General features: G+C 59.5%; 19 protein-coding genes and 1 pseudogene. 14 read left to right on the top strand and 6 right to left on the bottom strand.

The window, feature by feature from the left end; genetic code table 11:
• The 4 genes and pseudogenes from ACFE0K_RS14125 to ACFE0K_RS14110 form a co-directional block, all read left to right on the top strand.
• Positions 1-408: pseudogene (locus tag ACFE0K_RS14125) on the top strand (MFS transporter); the annotation flags it as partial.
• A complete protein-coding gene (locus ACFE0K_RS14120) occupies positions 405-1,325 on the top strand; it encodes a ketopantoate reductase family protein (RefSeq protein ID WP_434536665.1) in 921 nt (306 codons plus the stop codon). The pseudogene ACFE0K_RS14125 and the gene ACFE0K_RS14120, both read left to right, overlap by 4 nt.
• Positions 1,326-1,638: 313 nt before the next feature.
• Positions 1,639-4,992, top strand: coding sequence for an Ig-like domain-containing protein (locus ACFE0K_RS14115; protein ID WP_434536664.1), 3,354 nt, complete (start codon positions 1,639-1,641; stop codon positions 4,990-4,992).
• A gap of 2 nt (positions 4,993-4,994) precedes the next feature.
• Positions 4,995-5,861, top strand: a complete 867-nt coding sequence (locus ACFE0K_RS14110; RefSeq protein ID WP_434536663.1) for an OmpW/AlkL family protein — start codon at positions 4,995-4,997, stop codon at positions 5,859-5,861.
• A 326-nt stretch (positions 5,862-6,187) separates the two neighbouring features.
• Here the strand turns inward: ACFE0K_RS14110 and ACFE0K_RS14105 are convergent, their stop codons facing one another.
• On the bottom strand, positions 6,188-7,156 hold the full coding sequence (locus ACFE0K_RS14105) for an NAD(P)H-quinone oxidoreductase (RefSeq protein WP_434536662.1): 969 nt from the start codon (positions 7,154-7,156) through the stop codon (positions 6,188-6,190).
• A gap of 25 nt (positions 7,157-7,181) precedes the next feature.
• On the opposite strand from ACFE0K_RS14105, the gene ACFE0K_RS14100 reads away from it, so the two are divergent.
• On the top strand, positions 7,182-8,204 hold the full coding sequence (locus tag ACFE0K_RS14100) for an MBL fold metallo-hydrolase (RefSeq protein WP_434536661.1): 1,023 nt from the start codon (positions 7,182-7,184) through the stop codon (positions 8,202-8,204).
• 151 nt (positions 8,205-8,355) lie between these two features.
• Here the strand turns inward: ACFE0K_RS14100 and ACFE0K_RS14095 are convergent, their stop codons facing one another.
• Together ACFE0K_RS14095 and ACFE0K_RS14090 are read right to left on the bottom strand one after the other, a co-directional pair.
• Positions 8,356-9,768, bottom strand: coding sequence for a hypothetical protein (locus ACFE0K_RS14095; RefSeq protein ID WP_434536660.1), 1,413 nt, complete (start codon positions 9,766-9,768; stop codon positions 8,356-8,358).
• A gap of 50 nt (positions 9,769-9,818) precedes the next feature.
• The gene (locus ACFE0K_RS14090; RefSeq protein ID WP_434536659.1) at positions 9,819-10,976 is read right to left on the bottom strand and encodes an acyl-CoA dehydrogenase family protein; all 1,158 of its coding nucleotides are present in this window, start codon (positions 10,974-10,976) and stop codon (positions 9,819-9,821) included.
• A 334-nt stretch (positions 10,977-11,310) separates the two neighbouring features.
• On the opposite strand from ACFE0K_RS14090, the gene ACFE0K_RS14085 reads away from it, so the two are divergent.
• From ACFE0K_RS14085 to ACFE0K_RS14065, 5 genes are all read left to right on the top strand, one after another.
• Complete coding sequence (locus tag ACFE0K_RS14085; RefSeq protein WP_434536658.1) at positions 11,311-12,513, top strand: 3-oxoadipyl-CoA thiolase; 1,203 nt, start codon at positions 11,311-11,313, stop codon at positions 12,511-12,513.
• 81 nt (positions 12,514-12,594) lie between these two features.
• Positions 12,595-13,761 (top strand): acyl-CoA dehydrogenase, encoded by a 1,167-nt coding sequence (locus ACFE0K_RS14080; RefSeq protein ID WP_434536657.1) that lies wholly within the window; start codon positions 12,595-12,597, stop codon positions 13,759-13,761.
• A 184-nt stretch (positions 13,762-13,945) separates the two neighbouring features.
• On the top strand, positions 13,946-14,401 hold the full coding sequence (locus ACFE0K_RS14075) for a MarR family winged helix-turn-helix transcriptional regulator (RefSeq protein ID WP_434536656.1): 456 nt from the start codon (positions 13,946-13,948) through the stop codon (positions 14,399-14,401).
• A 133-nt stretch (positions 14,402-14,534) separates the two neighbouring features.
• Positions 14,535-14,963: an organic hydroperoxide resistance protein gene (locus tag ACFE0K_RS14070; protein WP_063508073.1), complete on the top strand. Its 429-nt coding sequence runs from the start codon at positions 14,535-14,537 to the stop codon at positions 14,961-14,963.
• Positions 14,964-15,101: 138 nt separating this feature from the next.
• Complete coding sequence (locus ACFE0K_RS14065; protein WP_434536655.1) at positions 15,102-15,944, top strand: YbaY family lipoprotein; 843 nt, start codon at positions 15,102-15,104, stop codon at positions 15,942-15,944.
• A gap of 25 nt (positions 15,945-15,969) precedes the next feature.
• Here the strand turns inward: ACFE0K_RS14065 and ACFE0K_RS14060 are convergent, their stop codons facing one another.
• Positions 15,970-16,173 (bottom strand): hypothetical protein, encoded by a 204-nt coding sequence (locus ACFE0K_RS14060; RefSeq protein WP_434536654.1) that lies wholly within the window; start codon positions 16,171-16,173, stop codon positions 15,970-15,972.
• Between the two features lie 61 nt (positions 16,174-16,234).
• Here ACFE0K_RS14060 and ACFE0K_RS14055 point away from each other — a divergent pair, with 61 nt between their 5' ends.
• From ACFE0K_RS14055 to ACFE0K_RS14045, 3 genes are all read left to right on the top strand, one after another.
• Positions 16,235-16,849, top strand: a complete 615-nt coding sequence (locus ACFE0K_RS14055) for an IMPACT family protein (protein WP_434536666.1) — start codon at positions 16,235-16,237, stop codon at positions 16,847-16,849.
• Positions 16,850-16,995: 146 nt separating this feature from the next.
• The gene (locus tag ACFE0K_RS14050; RefSeq protein WP_434536653.1) at positions 16,996-17,403 is read left to right on the top strand and encodes a DUF1330 domain-containing protein; all 408 of its coding nucleotides are present in this window, start codon (positions 16,996-16,998) and stop codon (positions 17,401-17,403) included.
• Positions 17,404-17,542: 139 nt separating this feature from the next.
• The gene (locus ACFE0K_RS14045) at positions 17,543-18,274 is read left to right on the top strand and encodes a dienelactone hydrolase family protein (RefSeq protein ID WP_434536652.1); all 732 of its coding nucleotides are present in this window, start codon (positions 17,543-17,545) and stop codon (positions 18,272-18,274) included.
• 146 nt (positions 18,275-18,420) lie between these two features.
• Here the strand turns inward: ACFE0K_RS14045 and ACFE0K_RS14040 are convergent, their stop codons facing one another.
• Together ACFE0K_RS14040 and nth are read right to left on the bottom strand one after the other, a co-directional pair.
• Positions 18,421-18,840 carry a DUF3617 domain-containing protein gene (locus tag ACFE0K_RS14040; protein WP_434536651.1) on the bottom strand — a complete coding sequence of 140 codons (420 nt, stop codon included), beginning with the start codon at positions 18,838-18,840 and terminating at the stop codon, positions 18,421-18,423.
• A 70-nt stretch (positions 18,841-18,910) separates the two neighbouring features.
• Entirely contained in the window at positions 18,911-19,549 is a 639-nt protein-coding gene (gene nth / locus ACFE0K_RS14035) for an endonuclease III (RefSeq protein ID WP_434536650.1), read from the bottom strand.
• 84 nt (positions 19,550-19,633) lie between these two features.
• Between nth and gltS the strand changes: the two genes are divergently transcribed.
• Positions 19,634-20,670: sodium/glutamate symporter (gltS, locus tag ACFE0K_RS14030; RefSeq protein ID WP_434536649.1), on the top strand; the 1,037-nt coding region annotated here is incomplete at its 3' end.

Below are 20,670 nucleotides of genomic sequence, written 5' to 3'. Positions count from 1 at the left end.
CTGGTGTTGTTCGTCCTCAATATGGTGCTGATGGCCGGTGCCAGCCTGACTACCTCGGCAGTGTGGCTGGTGTGGTGGACTTTACTGGGCAGGGTGGGGCTGGGCCTGATGATGCCGCCATCGTCCACCGGCGCACTGGGGCTGTTACCTCCATGGCTGATACCTCAGGGCTCGGGGATTTTCAATTTTGCTCGCCAGATTGGTGGTGCCCTGGGCGTCAATCTATGCGCCCTGTGCATACAATTTTTCAGCGATCGCTACGGGCACACTGATCCTCCCGCGTCCCTGGCACAGGCTTTTGAATATGGTTTCGACCGGGCTTTCTGGTTGTTGTTGATCGTTTTCCTGCTGGCGTTGTGGCCCTTGCATGCCATGCGCCAGGGACTGTTGAGAGAGAGACTGTTATGACGGATAAACCCCGCATTCTGGTGGTCGGTGCCGGCGCCATCGGCAGCTTTTACGGTGCCATTCTCAAGCGCGCCGGCTGTGAGGTGAGTGTGGTGCTGCGCTCGGATTATGACGCGGTAAAAGACGGCGGCTTTCGTTTTACCAGCCCGTTGGGTGAGTTGTCCTGGCAGCCGGATCATGTCTACCGGCCTGGCGAAACACCACAACAGTTCCCCGATTATGTCCTGCTATGCGTAAAGGTGCTGCCGGGCGTGGATCGTGCTGCGCTGGTACGTCCCTGGATGGGTGAACACACCGGCCTAGTGCTGATCGAAAACGGGCTGGATATCGAGCGCGAGCTGGCGGAGGCCTTCCCGGAGCATCCCCTGGTGAGCTGTCTGGCATTTATCGCTGTCAGCCGCACCGGCCCCGGTGAGGTCCATCATCAGGCCTATGGCCAGCTCGTCATGGGCAATTTCCCCGCTGGCTATGATGATCACTGCCGCCGGTTGAGCAGCCTGTTCAAGGAAGGGGGCATTGACGTCAACGATAGCGAGGCGGTGGTGGGGGAGCGCTGGCGCAAGTGTGTCTGGAATGCACCGTTCAATCCCCTAAGCGTGCTGTGCAATGGTGCCGATACCCTGTCAATTCTCGATGCCCCCGGTGGCGAAGACCTGGTCCGCACCATGATGGAAGAGGTGATGGCCGTAGCCGCCGCTGATGGTTATCCGCTACCGGACGATCTGGTGGAAAAGAATCTGGCCGGCACGCGAAAGATGGGCGCCTACAAGAATTCCATGGCGCTGGATTACCTGAACGACCGGCCCATCGAACTGGGTGCCATCCTGGGCAATGTGGTGGCGATTGCCAAACGCCTGGAGATGCCTGTCCCACACCTGACTACTGTGCTGACTGCACTGCGTATCCGTTACCAATGAGGCATCACTCTGTCCGCAGCATGATACAAAACGTCATGTTGCGGTTGTTCTTGTCAACGAATGATTGTGAATAAAATTTTAGTGCAGAAGAAGAGAGTGGAAAGTCTGTTTTCGAAAGCCCTTGAATTGCTTGATAATTTGCTTCGTGAAGTATACGTGAAGAAAAAATTCGTTTATTTATCAGGTAGATAAAACCTTTAAATATGTGGATTTTTGCTTACAAACGATAACTTGTCCTGATCCTCCCTCCCGCCTAATCCTGTCTGCGTAAACAAAACAATCTGTCGCCAAAAAACAAGAAACGGGTGAAAGGATGCGCACAACAACCATTCAGCGTCTGGCTGTCTTATCCCTACTTTATCCCTTACTGAATGCCTGCGAAGACGATCCGGATGTGTTTGTGCCGCCGGAGCCGGGCGACGCACTGATCTATGCCTACCCCTCGGACGGTATGGTGGATCTGCCTCTGGGCAGCAAATTGCTGCTGACCTTTTCCAGTGATATCGACGAAGCGGCGGCCAAGACAGAGTGTCAGCCTGACGGCGAGAACTTTGTGGGTACGCTGTGTCTTGCCGACAGCGATGGGAGTCTGGTGGATCTCAGCAGTGCTGAAGTCTCCAACCGGAAACGTACCCTGACGTTCTCCATGTCTGGTCTGCGTGCCGGTGAAGAATACCGGCTGTGGGTGTCGCCTGAGATCGCTTCCGGGGTCGTCAACCTGGATGATCAGGAGGGCCCGCTGATTACCTTCCGTACCCGTCAGTACAACCCGCTTCCCGACCAGGCGCCCCAGGTGCTGGCCATCAATCAGGAAATGCCCAGCGTTTACCTGCCCGAGCCTGTCGGTGAGGAACGCTTTCCGTTCATGGATTTCTCGCCAGTGCGGATCACCTTTACCGAGCCTCTGGTGGAAACCACCGTGCGCTACGGTGACAGCGTCAAACTGAAACATCAGGAATCCGGGGAACTGGTGGATGTCAGGATTCTCAATGAGCGTCACTACATCACACTGGACCCTCAGGAAGACCTGATCGGTGGCGACACCTACACACTGACCCTGCAAGGCCTGGAAGATTTTGATGAGGACGTGCTGGAGACGGTGACCTATGAGTTGACGCCCACGCTGTCCAAGGATGACGTGGTCGATCTCAATCCGCCGATCAAGCAACTGATGAAAGCCCAGCCGGCGCTGGGTGATCCGGGCTACCCGCAAACCTCAAGGCTGCACGGGTTACCCCTTAACCAGTTCAACCTGGTTACCGAAGCACTGGGTGTGACCCAGGTAAATGCCATGCCGCTGGTGCTGGAAGGCTGGATGGGCCGACCGGATGTGCATGTGGACGCTGTTCCAGTGGTTGCCCGTGCCGGCCAGCAGCTGCGCATTACCGGTATCGATCCGATCAAGCTCGGTGGCGAGGTGCGCACGCCCATGTTCACCGGCGATATCATCGGTACCTTTGTGACCGACGTGACGGGCTACCTGGTGACTAACCCCTATCGGCCGAAGGGCTTTCAGCCCGATGACGATTATGCGCCGATGTTTGTTTACATGAATTTTGACCTTGCCATGCATGCGGAAGAACCACGCGGCAATGCCTCGGTAAACCAGAACCTGATGCATATCCAGGCGGTGGGTGTGGTGGATGTGAGGGATGGCGCGCTGACCTTCGAGGTGTTTCGAACCCTGGAACTGGACGTGCTAAGCGGTGCCGCCAAAGTCAGCGCGGACTTTGCACTGGGGGTGCGTGCGGATGTGGATTTCGAGTTCGAACAGCTCAATCGCGATCCACTACAGGCAACCGGGTCGTTTCCGGAACACAATCAGGCCCAGGTAGAACCGAGCAACAATATCGTCGTGGTATTCAACGAGCCGGTACACGACGAAGGAATGGAACAGGTGAAGTTGTTCCGCCAGGACAGCAACGCACCGGTACCGGTGCAGGTGCGAAGCAGTGGTTCCAACCTGGTGATTACTCCGCTCAATGAACTGGCAGCGGGGCAGCGCTATTACCTGGATCTGGGCGATGAGCTGAAAGACCAGGACCTGTTTGACCCTTCCCATCTGCAGTTTGTGCCTGGGGATGCCACCGACGGCACTGGCCAGATTGTTTTCGATACCGCCAGTTATGCGGCCAACGATGATGCGCCGGTGCTGCCGCCGGTAGTGCTGGGGGCCTACCCCGGTATCGGTTGTGCGTTGCAGGACCGCGGCGTCGAGCGCCAGGATGCAGACGGCAACACGGTGAAAATGGCTGGCCGGTGTGTGGGGGGGCTGGCGTCGGATTCGCTCTTCTACCCCTTCTTCTATGACGTCAGTCGCCCCATCGAGATCAGTTTCAATATGCCCATGGAAATGGCCTCCATGACTTTCGGCACCATTGCCGCCGATGGCGAATCCTGTGAAGGCGGGGCCATGTGTCTGGGCGAACAGGCCAATGGCCAGTGGCAGAACATTCCCATGTCGGCACGACGCAACAGCCTGCGTCTGCGAGCGCAGCCAGCACCGGACACCATCATCCCCGGCAATGAGTACCGGCTGGTAATCAACGGTGGCGACAATGGGCAACCGGTATTCCGTAGCCACGATCGCTTCGGCAACCTGGATATCAATACGGACCCCCTCAACGGCATGGGCACCTGCGGCCCTCTCTCGAACCAGCCCTGTGAGGGTGGTCCGTCGATTCTTCTCGATTTCACCGCCACGCCGGATGAAGGGGCTGCCTATGCCACCGTGCTGACCCGGGAATACACCGACGTCAATGGCAATGGCAACTGGGATGATGATGAAGTAGACGCGGTCAACAACCATGCCCGTGGCCATGTAAAAAGCACAGGTGGGCTGATTGGTGGCGCTAACCTGGATGACGGCGACCAGATCTTTACCCATGCGGCTCTGCCCATGGCGTTTCTGCCCAAGGAACCGCTAGACCTGAGTTATATCGGTCTGGTCGATGAAGGCAATGGCCGCTGGTGTGCCACCCAGGAAGATGCCGATGGCGATATCTTCTGTATCCAGACCGTGGGGGGCTCGGCGATTCCGGTGGAGATCAATGCCCAGCATGTCATGGGCACATCACTGACCGCCAACGCCACCCTGGCCATTCCGGTTCTCGGCGATCTGATTCCGTTACCGCTGGAAACCGGTGCATTGGTGCTACGTTTCCGGCCCTATGACGACAAGCCCCCGCAGCCTTTGCGCGGGTTTGTGGTGAACCAGATTGATCCGGACACCGGGGAGGAAATCGATAATCCGATCTTCATCACCCGCCTGGATGCCTGGCTGGATGCACCGGATCTGCGTCTGCTCTCCGCATTGATCCCCGGTGGGCAAGCCATCCCCAATGTGGCGGATGCCAACGTGAGAAGCCTGCCGGTGTCGGCGTACCTGACCGGCCCGGTGAAATTCCTGCGTAACGGGCAGATCACGCTGGAGTCGCGTAATGCTTCCTCTATTGCAGCAACGCTGAATCTGTCGGTGGATCTTGGCGCCCTGATTCCGGTGCTGGGAGATCTGCTTGATCTGATCATCGGCGGCATCCTTCCTGAAGAAGGTGTGGGCTCTTTGGAGCTGGGCATTGCCAAGGACGACTTCCGCATTCGTGTGGTCAACAACCCCACCCACGCACGCCTCACCACGGCGGGCCAGGAAAATGCGGGGGAGCTTTGACAATGAAAAAAACAATGGAGCATAAAAAACGGTTTCTCCTGTTTGTCGTGCTGGGGTTCCTTTCAGCCAATGTTGCCAGTCAGGACAAATACGGCCCGGATTATCCCGGAGTGAAATTAACCCAGAAGATCTTTGGCGAGGACCGGCTGTATTTCCGCTTCGGGGCCATCCATATGTCCCCGGATGTGAAAACCCGTTCGATCACTCTCAGTAATTTGTCAGAAATTGCCGAGGTGGCGGTGGAACCCGGTGAGCAGGAGGGGGAAGCCTTCAGTGATCCGCTGACGATTCCCGCCGCCATCATCGGCTACAAATTGCGCTGGGGGGATGGGGGCTGGTCCATCGAAACCATGGCGGCGCTGCCACCCACCCTGGAGCTGAAAGCCAAGGGCAAACTGGCCGATGAGCCCCTGGTCACCGAGGCCAACGGCATCCCCACCGGGGTGCCGGCACTGGGAGAAAAGGTGGGTGAAACCAAGGTGGCGCCGCCCATGGTGACCCTGGTGAAGCGCTTCCGCCTGGACCACAACTTCCGACCTTATGTGGGCCTGGGAGCGGTGTACCTGTTTACCTATGACAGCCATGTCACCAACCCGATCCTCACCGAAGTGGGGGAGCCGGAACTGGAAATCCAGGATAAATTCGGCTGGGTGGGGCAGGTCGGCGCCGATTGGCGGCTGAGCGATCATTGGTGGCTGGCGGCGGACGCCAAGTACATCAGCGTCAAGGAAGTGAAAGCCAAGGTGGACCGCACCTTCATCCGTGCCCCGGGCCTGCCCCAGTATCAGTACGCGGAAGTGGGCGATGCGGAATTCGTGGCTGACATGAACGTGTATGCCTTCCACCTGGGGGTGGGGTTCACGTTCTGACTTGCCGGCGTAAATGCGCTGGAATCAGGGGAAAAGCGGTTTTACCACAGAGGGCACAGAGTTCACGGAGGAAAACATCACCTCTGTGTTCGCTATGTCCCTGGTGGTGAACTACTTCCCCTTGTCATGATCTTCCATCGCAGGAAGTGTTGTATAAACCGCAATAGCGCCTTCCCTCAGTCAACTCTGTGCGCTCTGTGGTAAAACAGCCTTTACGGACAATCGACATAAAGCGTAGTCAGCCCTGATGCTTTTGGTCATTGAGGCCCGAGCGGGAAACGTGAAATAGTATTTCAAATACTGTTTCACGCTGGGCCTTGCTGATGTCAGTCGCCAACCACAATCACACGCTTGCCACTGAAGTCGTTACCGGCCATATGGTCATGGGCGGCTTTGGCGTCGGTGAAGGGGAAGGTTTCCAGTGGCAGGGGCAGCAGGCGACCGCTGGCAAACAGGGGCGCAAGACGGTCATTGAATACCTGCGCCATGCGGATACGGTTTTCCAGCGGCTGGCTGCGCATGGTCATGCTTTTCAGCGTCTGGCGTTTCATCAGCAGAGCGCCCAGATTCAGCTCCGTGCTCAGCCCACCAAGGATGCCGATATTCACCAGGGTGCCCTCTGCACGCAGGCCGCCGAGCAGGGCGTTCCAGTCCGGGCCGACCATATCCAGAATCATGGCCACACCGTGGCCGTCGGTCAGTGCATCCAGCTGGGCTTTCAACGTGCCGTCTTCGCAGACCTGGGCCGCCAGGCCCATGTCGTTGGCCGTGTCCAGCTTGCTCAGATCCCGGCTGCTGCCGATGGGGCGGGCGCCCAGCGTCGCGGCCAATTGCGTGGCGGCCAGGCCGACGCCGGCAGTGGCCGGGCGAATCAGACACCACTGGCCGGGCTGCAAACCGCCTTCCAGAAACAGGGCCCGGTAGGCAGTCAGAAACGCCTCGGGCAGGGTCGCGGCGCGGGCGAAGTCCATGCCCTCGGGAATCGTCAGCGCTTCCCGCTCATGGGTGACAACCTGCTCCGCATAGGCACAACCGGGCACCAGCCCCATCACTGCATCGCCGACTTGCCGTTGCTGCACCCGCTCGCCCACGGCGCTGACCACCCCGGCGTATTCCAGCCCGGGAATGCGGCTGTCGGTGCCCGGCGGCGCCGGGTAGCGGCCCAGTACCTGCAACAGATCCGCCCGGTTCACGCCGATGGCTTTCACCTGCACGCAAATTTCCTCCGGCCCCGGTTGCCGGTCTGGCAGGGTGTCCAGTTGCAGTTGCTGATCCTCAATACACCAGGCACGCATGGCTGTGCTCCTTCAGGAAAAATGTATGGACAGTCTTACCTATCCGTTCACTGATCTGCCGCCGGCAGGCCAGCGTTTCAAGGTGGCCGACGGGGTTTACTGGCTGCGGTTTCCGCTGCCCTTTGCCCTCGACCATATCAATCTCTGGTTGCTGGAAGATAACGGTGGCTGGGTGATCGTGGATACCGGGCTGGGAGTGCGCCGCAGCCGGGAAATCTGGCAGCAGTTGCTCAGCGAACAACTGGAAGGCAAACCGGTGACCCGCATCATCGTCACCCACTACCACCCGGACCATCTGGGCATGGCCGGTTGGCTGCAGCAACACTGCCAGGCGCCTGTGATCATGAGCCGCGGCGAGTGGCAACTGGCCAGCCATATCTGTGACGCCAGCGACGAGCAGACCATCCAGCGCTTCAAGCATTTTCTCGGCAGCCATGGCCTGCCGGGCGATAACCTGGACAAGGTCGCCGGCAAGGGCAATGGCTTCCGCCGGGTGGTGATGCCCATGCCTACCGATCCACAATTTGTTGGTGCCGGCGACAGTCTGACCATCAATGGTCAGCACTGGCAGATTCACATTGGTCGTGGCCATGCGCCAGAGCATCTGTGTCTGTACCGGCAAAACGATCGCCTGCTGATCAGTGGAGACCAGGTGCTGCCCACCATTTCCAGCAATCTGATGGTGCGTCCCACGGAACCGGAGGCGAACCCGGTAGTAGCGTTTGTGGACAGCCTCAAGGCTATTCGCGATGCGCTGCCGCAGGACACCCTGGTGTTGCCGGCCCACGGCCTGCCGTTCCAGGGGTTGCATCACCGCATCAATGCGTTGGCCGCGCACCATGACCAGCAACTGGATCAGGTACAGGCCGCCTGCCGTCAGCAACCCCATAATGCCCACGATATTCTGTCGGTGATGTTCCATCGGGAGCTGGATGTGCAGCAGCTCATGTTTGCCATGGGCGAAAGCATTGCGCACCTCAATTGTCTGGTGGAGCAGGGCCGCGTGCAGCGGGAAGACCGCAACGGTGTCTGGCACTTCGCGGCCTAGTTACAAGCTTCAAGCTGCAAGCTACAAGGCGCGGAAAACGGCAGAGCCATCTGACCAGCGCTTTCCTCCGCGTTTCAACCAACGGGGTAACGCGGGCACGACCTAGCAGTTTATTCGTGGCTAGCTCGCGACTTGCAGCTTGTGGCTGCTCTCACAACCACTGCGCCATCACCCCAATCCACAACGCCAGCATCGGCACCACCAGCAAAAAGAACAACCCGTTCCAGTGCCAGGCGATTCGGTAGGGCGAGCGGCTGATCAATTGGCTGAGTACCAGCATGGAAGCCGTGAAGGGTGAAGAGATCATCGACAGGCTCCAGGCGCACATCAGGCCCACGGCCAGCAGGCGTGGATCTGCGCCTACCCCGTCGCCCAGCAGAGACGCCAGCAAGGTCACCGACACGATAGGGTTGAGTCCCACCTGCGCCAATGCCACCACCAGCAACATGGCAGCCACTGCCATGGCGGCGCCCTGCAGGTGGGTGGCCAGCAACAGCTCGTGTAGCAGCTGTTGATCAATCAGGGGAGTCAGTAGCGCCCCCAGGCAGGCGGAGCCGCCCAGCACCGCAATCTCTCCCCGGTTGGCACCGAAGATCAGTCGTGAATGCCGCCCCAGTAACGTCAGTGCTCGAGGCAAGCCGGTACCGCCACCCAGTCGACGCCGTTGCAATGCCATCCACAGTACCGCTGACAACGGGCATGCCACCAGCACCGCCACTGGCAGACGCAGGTCGGCTGCCACCGATACCGCAAAGACCCCCAGGGTGATCGCCAGTGCCAGCAGGGTGAAGTGCCATAATGGTGTCAGCGATGGTGGCGCTGTGCGTGGGACGCGGTTGGCCAGATGGCTGGGCCGCCGCTGCCAGTCCAGCCACCAGCCCAGCAGGAAGAACAGGCCGGCGGTGGGCAATGCCACCGGTGCCAGTGTGGCCCAGGTGAGGCTCGGCATATTGGCCAGAATCACCGCCATGGTGATGCCCAGCGGTGATACCAGCGGCGCCAGGGCAAAGCCGCGCAGAATCGACAGCATCATGCGTCGCTCCCGCGCCGCCTGAATATCGTCATGCCCGCCGGCGGCTTTCAGGGTATTGCTGCGCAGCACCATGGCGCCGAACAGGTTGAGCACACCGATATTGATGATCACCCCGAACAGGGCAGTGCCCAGAGAGAGGGTAGGGTAGCGCAGAGCGGGTTTCTGCCGGATCAGGGTGTTGCCGGCCTCGCGCACCAGCCGCGAACGCATGGCGGAGACCCGCAGCAGGCCCAGGGAAGACACAAAGGTAGCAAAGAAGCAGAGCCGATCCAGCGCCTGCAGCAGAATGGGCAAGGGCTGGGCGTCACGCCAGACAACGACACCGGCCATGGCGATAACCACCAGCAGAATCCCTTTCGCCATGCGAGTCTGGCGTGGCCATTGCCACAGCAGATAAAGCAACAGCGTGATTCGCGCCAGCCATGCCCCGGCTTCCAGATCGAACACCAGAAACAGCAGGGTGCCCAGCATGCACAGGGGGAGGGTGGCGTTAAGGGATTTACTCAACCGCCGTAGGAGCCATGCTTGCATGGCGAATCAGCGCGGCCTTCGCCATGCAAGCATGGCTCCTACAGGGAAAATCATGATTGTGCTGCCTGCCGCGCCATTTCCCGGGCAATGACGATCTGCTGGATCTGGGTGGTGCCTTCGTAGATCCGGAACAGACGTACGTCCCGGTAGAAACGCTCCACCGCGTAGTCCGCCATATAGCCGGCGCCGCCATGGATCTGCACGGCGCGGTCGGCCACGCGGCCCACCATTTCGGAACAGAACAGTTTGCAGCAGGACGCATCCAGGCTGACCTGATCACCCCGGTCCTTGCTGCGGGCCGCTTCCAGCACCATGGAGCGACCGGCGAACATTTCCGCGCGGGAATCCGCCAGCATGGCCTGGATCAATTGGTGCTCGATGATGGGCTTGCCGAACTGTTTACGTTCGGCGGCAAAATTCACTGCGTCTTCGATCAGTCGTGTGGCCACGCCCACACAGATAGCAGAGATATGCAGACGACCCCGGTCCAGGACTTTCATGGCGGTCTTGAAACCCACGCCTTCCTTACCACCGATAATGTTCTCGGCGGGCACCCGGCAGTTGTCGAAAATGATGTCGCAGGTGTGGGCGCCTTTCTGGCCCATTTTTACGTCGGCTTTGCCACGGGAAATGCCGGGCGTATCCCCTTCAACAATAAAGGCAGTGACGCCGCCGCCCCCCTGGATTTCCGGATTGGTACGTGCCATTACGGTGAACAGGCCGGCACGGGGGCCGTTGGTGATAAAGCGCTTGGTGCCATTGAGAATGTAGTGGTCGCCGTCCCGCTCGGCACGGGTTTTCACCGCGCCGGAATCCGAGCCCACATCCGGCTCAGTGAGACAGAAGGCGCCGATCACCTCGCCGGTGGCCAGCGGGGGCACGTACTTGCGCTTCTGCTCTTCGGTACCATCAATGAGGATGCCCTGGGCGCCGATGCCATTATTGGTGCCCATCAGGGAGCGGAAGGCCGGGGAGGTTCGGCCCAGCTCGAAGGCCACCAGCACTTCCTCCTCCATGGTCAGCCCCAGACCGCCGTACTCTTCGGGGATGGACAGACCGAATAGCCCCATGGCCTTCATGTCGGCGACAATGTCTTCGGGAATGGTGTCCGTCTCGGCCACTTGCTGTTCGGCAGGCACCAGCCGTTCACGGACAAAGCGGGCAATGGTGTCGGTCAGTTGAGTGAGGATTTCGGCATCACGGATCATGGTCGGGTCCGGTTGTAGCGTTGCTTCTTTTAGAGGGTGTGATCGCAGGGCGAATCTCTTGCATCGCACTCTGTCACGGCCTATCCTGCTCGTCAAGTTTTCAAAATAACATTCCGCACAGCGGACAAAGAGGTGGCAAGCTACAAGCTTCAAGCTGCAACACGGTCAAGGTACGGACTGGCTGAAAGTGTTTCCTCCGCGTTTCATCTTCAGTGTCGTCATGCGTTGCATGATTAAACAGAGTGAAGCGCGGCGTGGGCGCTTTTCTTTTATTGCCACGCTGTATCGCGTTGCAGCTTGTAGCTTGAAGCTTGCAGCTCCTGGGAGAGTGCAAATGCTGGATGCCTATATTTACGACGGCCTGCGAACCCCCTTTGGTCGTCATGGTGGTGCCCTGGCGCCGGTGCGCCCGGATGACCTGTTGGCCGGGGTGATCCGTGAGCTGGTGCAGCGCAATGGTTTCGAGCTGTCTCGCTACGAAGACGTGGTGATCGGCAATACCAACCAGGCCGGTGAAGATGCCCGCAATGTGGCACGTCACGCCGGGTTGCTGGCGGGGCTGCCGGAGTCCGTGGCCGGGATTACCGTGAATCGCCTGTGTGGCAGTGGTCTGGCGGCAACGCTGGATGCCGCACGTATGGTGACGGTGGGCGAGGGCGAGCTGATCGTCTCCGGTGGCACCGAATCCATGAGCCGGGCGCCGTTTGTGATGGCCAAGGCGGAGAAAGCCTTCAGCCGCGACATGACCATCTTCGATAGCACCATCGGCGCCCGTTTTCCCAACCCGGCCATTCTCAGCCAGTTCGGTGCCGACACCATGCCGGAAACCGCCCAGAACGTGGCGGACGATCTTGGCATCAGCCGTGACGCATCGGATGCGTTTGCCGCCCGCTCCCAGCAGCGCTACGAGGCTGCCCGGGGGCGCGGTTTTTACCGGGAAGAAATCCTGCCGGTCACGGTTCCCCAGGGCCGCAAGAAAGAGCCGCTGACGGTGGCGGACGATGAGCATCCCCGTGCCGGCACCACTGCCGAAAAATTGGCAAAACTGCCTGCGATCGTTGAGGGTGGCATCATTACCGCAGGGAATGCATCGGGTGTGAATGATGGCGCGGCGGCACTGATTATCGGTTCTCGTGCTGCGGGTGATGCGGCGGGCATTGCTCCCCGTGCACGGATCCTTGCCGGCGCCGTGGCGGGTGTAGCGCCCCGGGTCATGGGCCTGGGACCGGTAGAGGCCTGCAACAAGGCACTGGCCCGGGCCGGGCTGACCCTGGACCAGATGGATGTGATCGAGATTAACGAAGCGTTCGCGACCCAGGTCTTAGGCTGTTGCAAGCAGCTGGGCCTGGCCGGCGATGATGAACGCCTGAACCCCAATGGTGGCGCTATTGCGGTGGGTCATCCACTGGGCGCGTCCGGCGCCCGCCTGGCCCTCACCGCCATGCGCCAGCTGGAAGCCTCGGGTGGCCGCTATGCACTGGTCAGCCTGTGTATTGGTGTGGGGCAGGGCGTGGCCATGGTTATTCAAAGGCAGTGAATAGTTAATAGCGAAACCCGCAGGGCGGAGATTGCCTGCCGGAAATTTCCGCCCTACGGAATGAAACGAACAGGATTACTAATGCAGAGATTCGACTGGAAAGACCCTTTGTTGCTGGAAACCCAGCTCACCGAAGACGAGCGCATGATCCGTGATGCGGCTCATGATTATTGTCAGAGCAAGCTGATGACCCGGGTGCTGGAAGCCAACCGGCACGAGATTTTTCACCGGGAAATCATGACAGAAATGGGTGAGCTGGGCTTTCTCGGTCCCACCATTCCCGAGCAATACGGCGGCGCCGGTGTGAATCACGTGAGCTACGGCCTGGTGGCCCGGGAAGTGGAGCGGGTGGATTCCGGTTATCGCTCGGCCATGAGCGTGCAGTCGTCGCTGGTGATGTTCCCGATTCATGCTTTTGGCAGTGAAGCGGTGCGCCAAAAATACCTGCCGAAACTGGCCACTGGTGAGTGGGTCGGCTGCTTCGGCCTTACCGAGCCGGATCACGGCTCCGACCCGGGCTCCATGAGCACCCGCGCCAAAAAGGTGGATGGCGGCTACCTGCTCAACGGCGCCAAGACCTGGATCACCAATTCCCCCATTGCCGATGTGGCGGTGGTGTGGGCCAACCTGGACGGCAAGATCACCGGTTTTGTGGTGGAGCGGGGCTTTGACGGTTTCACCACCCCGAAAATCGACGGCAAGTTCTCCCTGCGAGCCTCCATCACCGGCCAGATCATGCTGGATGACTGCTTCGTACCGGAAGAAAACCACCTGGATGTGGAAGGCCTGAAAGGGCCCTTCAGCTGTCTCAACAAGGCCCGCTACGGGATCAGCTGGGGTGCCATGGGCGCGGCGGAATTCTGCTGGCAGGCGGCGCGCCAGTACACCCTGGACCGGAAACAGTTCGGCCGGCCGCTGGCCGCTACCCAGTTGATCCAGAAAAAGCTGGCAGACATGCAGACTGAAATTACCCTGGGTCTGCAGGGCGCGCTGCAGCTGGGCCGGTTGATGGATGCTGGCAACTGGGCCCCGGAAATGGTGTCGCTGATGAAGCGCAACAACTGCGGCAAGGCCATCGATATCGCCCGCCAGGCCCGCGACATGCACGGTGGTAACGGTATCAGTGACGAATACCACGTGATCCGTCATGTGATGAATCTGGAGGCCGTGAACACCTATGAGGGTACCCATGATGTTCACGCTCTGATCCTCGGCCGCTCCCAGACCGGCATTCCGGCCTTTGGCTGAGAACCGCCTTGCTGTGAGTACCCTGAAGCCCCGGACTCCCGGGGCTTTTTTGTAGTGCCCTGTCGCAGCAAACCGAGCTCAGTGTTTCCGGTGTGGGTGGCAGACGGAGAGTGATAGGCAGACGGTATTCTTCCAATCAAAGCATTTGCTTGCTATTAAATAGTGCGCTATTTAATATGGCCGCATGAACGATGACGCCACCACCGATACCTCCTGGCTGAAGCTGGACCTGCAGGTCTGCTTCGCCCTGTACTCCGCGCAGCTTGCCATGAGCAAGGTGTACCGCAAGCTGTTGAAGGAGCTGGGTCTTACCTATCCCCAGTATCTGGTGATGATGGTGTTGTGGGAGCAGGACCGTTTGTCCGTGTCGGAAATCGGCGAGCGTCTGTTCCTGGATTCCGCCACCCTCACGCCTTTGCTCAAGCGTCTGGAAGGCATGGGGCTGGTGCTGCGCCAGCGCAGCCGGCCGGACGAGCGCCATGTGGAAGTGACCCTCACCGAGCCGGGCAGGGTGCTGCGCCAACAGGCGGAGGAAGTGCCGGAAGCCGTACTGTGCGCCAGTCAGTGCAGCCCCGAAGAGCTGGTGCACCTGCGTGATGAATTGCATGCACTGCGTGCCCGGTTGGCAACGGCGGACTGAGACGGGATTCAATGGGCAACATCGTCCCGGCCCGCATTGGGTTCGGGTCGGGAAGAAAAATGGCGCGTTTTTGGGTTTATTTTAGTAGCGCGCTATTAAATAGCGAATATGGAATGACACGAAGGAGAGCACCATGAGTCTTGAAAAAGTATTGTATGAAGCCACAGCCACAGCCACCGGCGGTCGTGATGGCCGCGCCGCCAGCGATGACGGTCAGTTGTCAGTAAAGCTCACCACCCCCAAGGCCCTGGGTGGTCCGGGTGGCGAAGGGACCAATCCGGAGCAACTGTTCGCCGCCGGGTACTCGGCCTGTTTCCTGGGCGCCCTGAAACTGGTGGCCGGCAAAGCCAAGGTATCCCTGCCGGAGGAAACCGCGATTACCGGCCAGGTGGGCATCGGTCCCCTGGGTGGCGGGTTCGGTATTCAGGCAACCCTGAATGTGAATCTCCCGGGGCTGGATCAGGAGCAGGCGCAGACACTGGTGGAGAAAGCCCATCAGGTGTGCCCTTACTCCAATGCCACCCGCGGCAATATCGATGTGGAGCTGGTCGTTACCGTTTAAGGGTGAACCTTGAAGAAAAGTAAAAAAGCAGCCTGCAGGGCTGCTTTTTTATGTCTGTTGTTTTAATAGTGATACCTCGGCAGGGAACCGCCGAGCGTCCAGAGACTCTGAACAGGCTGACGACCACAAGGAATCATTATGCGACCTTTAACATCGACTCTCCGTTCTCTTCCCGTGTTGCTCGGCTCTGCCGGGGTTGTTGCCCTGTTGGCCCTCTCAGGCTGTGATCAGGGAAAACCGGAATCTGATAGTGAACAACCTACCGTTGCGCAGCAGAGCGAAAAGACCGAGCAGCAGATTCTCAGCGGTAAAGTCATGTACCGCGAGCGCATGGCCATGCCGAAAGGCGCAACGCTCACGGTCACCCTGGAGGATGTATCGCTGGCCGACGCACCGTCCACGGTGATTGCCGAGCAGCATATCGATGACCCGGGTCAGGTACCGGTGCCCTTTACGCTGCGCTATGCCAGTGAGGCCGTAGTGCATGACCACCCAATGGCCTATGCGGTACGCGCGGAAATCCGTGGCGCGGACGGGCAGTTGTTGTGGCTCACCACCGAACGTCATACCGCCGAACTGGGCGAACGGGCCAGCGGTGAGGAAATCACTGTCATGTTGCAACGGGTTGCCGCCGAGCAATCAGGGGATACCCAGCCGAAAACAGGCATGGCAGGGGCGAAGGAAGCTGGCGCCAGCTTCTGGGCCGTGGGTAACGAGCCAGGCTGGAATCTGGCGATTTACCCGGAAGAAAAACTGGTCTTTGTTGGCGATTACGGTGAAACCACGGTAACCACTGCGGATACCGGGGCGCAGACCGAAGGCACCGAAACCATTTACATGGCCAACACGGACACCGACCAGCTAAAAGTGGAAATCAGCGAAACGCCCTGTGAGGACACCATGAGCGGTGAAGCCTTCGATTACCAGGTAAAGGTCACCAGCAACGAGACCCTCTACAGTGGCTGCGGTCGGGATCTCTGAGGGCTCCCTATCGGCGAGCGGATGCTCAGGGCGCCAACAGGTGATAGATAAATCGCCCGGCGCCCAGCCATAGCAGGGCACAAAGCGCAAAGAAGAAAATACTGCCATCCTGGTACAGGGCCCACAGTAGCGGTGCGAAAATCACACCGGTGACTGGCAGGGCAACACCGATGGCCAGCCGCTTTCGGCGGCGCAGGCTGTCATCGTCTCGGCTGATGGGATCGGTCATGGCAAGTCGCGTATTCGGATAAAGGCGGCAATTACCTTACCATAGCTGCCCCTCGCCAGTGATGAACCCGGAGTGTGCCATCAAAGGTTATCCCGTTCCCGCCGGTCCCGTTGACCGGGAACTGCTGATCAACAAAAGCCGTTTTATCACCTGGCTGCGCCCGGTAGCCAGCCGCGAACAGGCGATGGCCGTAATCGACGAGGCCAGGGCTCGATACCCGGATGCCAGCCACCATTGCTACGCCTATCTGCTTGGTAATCCGGCTTCGGCTCAAGCCGCCATGAATGACGATGGCGAGCCCTCCGGCACCGCCGGCAAACCCATTTTCAATGTGATCCAGCACAAGGGCATGAGTGATGTGCTGGTGGTGGTGATCCGCTATTTCGGTGGTGTGAAACTGGGGGCGGGCGGCCTGGTTCGAGCCTACGCGGCGGCGGCGGAAGCGGTGCTGGCGGCAGTGGAACGGGTGGAAAGTGTTCCGCAGGTCACTTGCCGGCTGGAGATGGACTTCCCCCTGGAGCAACGCCTTCGTCACTGGGCGGACCAGAATGCCTCCGAGGTGCTGGATGTGCATTACAGCCAATCTGTGGCGATGACGCTGCGCTGCCCGACGCAGTATCTGGATGATCTGGAAAGCCTGTGTGCTGCGGAACAGATTACCCTGACAACACGGTGACCGCTTTGCCGCACAGGGTGTCGTGATCGCCCCTGTCTTTCTTCCTGATCTGGCGGCAAGGTGATAATTCAAACCTTCGCCCGCCAGCAAGCGAAGCCGGAATACAGTCGCGACCTGGCGCATAAGAAAAACCAAACGGAGTCACCATGTCAGAGAAACCGATCATCGATCCCAATCCCCAGACCTTGCCCGAGATTCTGGCGTCCCTGCCGGACGATACCCCCATCGTCATGCTGAATCTGTTGCGCTTTAACGACATCGCACGCTACAAGGACGGCGAGGCGAATTACAGCGGTCGCCAGGCGTACCAGAAATATTCCGACGTGGCCTTCGGCAAGGTGCGCGGAGTGGGTGGTGAGCTGGTCTGGAAAGGCAAGGCCCTGGCCGGCGTGATTGCCCCGGACGCAGAGAAATGGGACGACGTGTTACTGGTGCGCTACCCCTCCAAACAGGCTTTCGCCTCCATGCTGGCCGACCCGGAATACCGAGACGCCACCAAACACCGCTCCGCCGCCTTGCAGGAAGCCCGGCTGGTGGCCATGCAGGAAGGATGAGAAGCAATTAATAATGAATAATTAATAGGTAATAACGAGGGTGGAGTGGCCCCGATGGACAGGGATGTCTGCCCTTGCTAGTAGTAGCCTCTGGTTTTCGTTATTAATTATTCACTATTAACTATTCATTGGTCTTCCCATGTCCAACCAACCTGTAGGCATTCCCATTCCCGGCGGTCACACCATGCGTGGCCGTTGGCTGCGTCCTGAAACGGCCAATCCTCACAAGGCGGCGGTGATCGCCATTCATGACATCTTTGGCTACACCGAGGATATCGAGCGCATCGCCCAGCGGCTGGCCGATAACGGTTATCCGGTGCTGGTGCCCGATCTCTATGATCTCCCCGGCAGCAAGGCCCTGTGCGTGGTGAAAACTCTCAAGGCTCATGAAACCGGTAAGGGGCAGACCTTCGAGCAACTGGAAGCCTGCCGTGAATGGTTGCTCAATCAGGGCGAAGAGGCGGTCACCCAGGTGGGGGTGATGGGCTTCTGTATGGGCGGGCGCTTTGCCGTGCTCTACGCCAGCCAGGCACCGGTGCAGGTGGTGGCGCCTTTCTATGGTGGCATGCCCAAAAACGTGAAAGAGGTGAGCGGCATCTGCCCGGCTGTGGGTGGCTGGGGCCGCACTGACATGATCTACGGTGATCATGGCGATCGGCTGGCAAAGCATATGGATGCACTGGGCGTGCCCCACGATATCAAGACCTACGAAGACGTGGGGCATTCCTTCATGAATGACCACCAGACCTTTACCTTCAAGAAACTGGGGCCGTTGCCGCCGCTGCGATCAAAATTCGATGCGGATGCGTCAGAAGACAGTTGGCAACGGGTGCTGGCGTTTTTTGAAAAGGTGTTTGCCGGGGAGATCTGAAGCCTCTCGCTGCGCGTTTGCATGAGCTCTGCTTGCATGGCGAAGGGGGCGGCAGGTCACTCACCCTGTTCGCCATGTAAGCATAGCGCCTACAGGCGGGTGAGGGGCTGTTGTAGCCTTGTTCACAAGGCTAGAACCGTACCGGATTATTTGGGGCAGTCTGCGCTTACCCATTCCCCTTCGCTTGTTGACACCATCTTGTTGCCAGGCATCGTCATGTCGATGATGCTGGTGTACTGGGTGTCACTGTGCAGGGTTACCGAGCCTTTCATGGTGCTCTGCATGCCATTCTGGTTGCAGGACGCCTCCCAGGTCAGGTCTTCTCCGCTGCGATCAACGTTGCCCAGGTCGCATCCTTCCGTGTTCCAGTCCTTGCGCAAGGCAGTCACGACATCCTCGGCTTGATCAGCACTGAGGCAGTCCTGCTGGGTATGTGCTCGCATCTGCGGGGGCAGGTTGTCGCCTTCCATGGTGGTGTTGATCTGCCACAGGCCGGGCTTCAGGTCCCCAGCCACTGCCATGGCGCTTATGCAAAGCAGTGAAGCCACCAGAATCTTCTGTTTCATGTCGCATCCCTTCTCTGATAACGGAACCGTCTTGAGCGTAGCAATGATGTGCAGTGTGCTCAATTGCCGCTTACGATGGCCGCTGGCTCATCGGAAACTCGCACAGATCGGCGATAAGGCATTCGCCACACTTGGGCTTGCGGGCCGTACACACATAGCGGCCATGCAGGATCAGCCAGTGGTGGGCATCGCGTAAAAACTCCTCCGGCACCAGCCGCACCAGCCGCTTTTCCACTTCCAGCACATTCTTTCCCGGCGCAATACGGGTACGGTTGGACACCCGGAAGATATGTGTGTCTACCGCCATGGTGGGCAGGCCGTAGGCGGTGTTGAGCACCACATTGGCGGTTTTGCGACCCACACCCGGTAGTGCTTCCAGCTCTTCGCGGGTGCGTGGCACCTGGCTGTCATGCTGCTCGATGAGGATTTTGCAAAGTTGAATGATGTTTTCGGCCTTGGAATTAAACAGGCCGATGGTCTTGATGTACTCTTTAAGCCCGTCGACCCCCAGGGCGAAGATCGCCTCCGGGGTATTGGCCACCGGGTAAAGCCTGGCAGTGGCCTTGTTCACGCCCACGTCCGTGGCCTGGGCAGACAGCACCACGGCCACCAGCAATTCGAAATCGTTGCTGTATTCCAGCTCGGTGGTGGGGTTTGGATTCTGGTCCCGCAGGCGGGTAAAGATTTCAGTTCGTTTCTCGCGATTCATAACATCTTCCAGTTGTCGCGGGCAGTATAACGGATCAATCGGTGGCTGTGAGGGTAAGCCCTTGCCACCTACAAGGAGAAAGGGATGCAGTTTTCCGCCATGGAAACCCTCATGGTCGCATTGCTGGTGCTGGGCGCCGGGCAGTGGATTGTTCACAAGGTAGAACTGCTGTCGCGGCTCAACATGCCCGAGCCGGTGGTGGGCGGTTTACTGGCCACCATTGTGGTCACGGCCATGCAGCTTTCCGGCATCAGCCTGACCTTTGATGAGAGTATCAAAACGCCGGCCATGTTGTTTTTCTTTGGCGCCGTGGGGCTGGCGGCGGACTTTCGCCTGCTGCGCCGGGGCGGCTGGGCCATGCTGCTGTTTGCGGTGCTGGTGATTGTGCTGGTAGCCCTGCAGGATCTGGTCGGTGTGATGATGGCCAAGCTGATGGGGCTGGATGCCTGGTACGGGCTGATTGGCGGTTCGGTGACCATGACCGGCGGCCACGGCACCGGCGCCGCCTGGGCAGGCGTTTTCGAGCGGGATTTCGGCCTCACTGGCGTCAGTGAGCTGGCAGCGGCGTCTGCCACCTTCGGGCTTATTTTCGGGGCTCTGCTGGGGGGGCCACTGGCCATGTTCCTGATCCGTCGCTATCGCCTTGCTGCACCGGCCCACGGCCCAGCTGCGGAAGAGGCGGAGCATGATGAGGCGGAAACGCCGCGGCCGATTTCTGCTGCCAGCGTGATTCGCATCATGATGTTGCTGTCGGTGGGCGTGGTGGTCGGCACTGTGGCGGCAGAAGAGTTTGCGTCCGTGTTCCGGTTGCCCACCTTTGTCTGGGTACTGTTTGTCTGCATTGTGCTAGGTAACACGGCCCGTCGCCTGTGGCAGGTCAACGATGCCACCATCGATGTGGTGGGCAACACGGCGCTGGGGATTTTTCTGGCGATCACGCTGATGAGTCTGCAATTGTTGCAACTGGTGGATCTGGCCCTGCCCATGCTGGCCATGCTGCTGGTGCAGGTGGGGCTGGCGCTGGCGTTTATTACCCTGGTGACCTTCCGGCTGATGGGGCGCAACTATGATTCGGCGGTGCTCTGTGCCGGCCACTGCGGCTTTGCCATGGGCGCCACGCC

The sequence above is a fragment of the Alcanivorax sp. genome (assembly GCF_051117345.1).
Classification (GTDB): Bacteria; Pseudomonadota; Gammaproteobacteria; order Pseudomonadales; family Alcanivoracaceae; genus Alcanivorax.
This window is presented reverse-complemented; position numbering and strand designations above follow the sequence as displayed.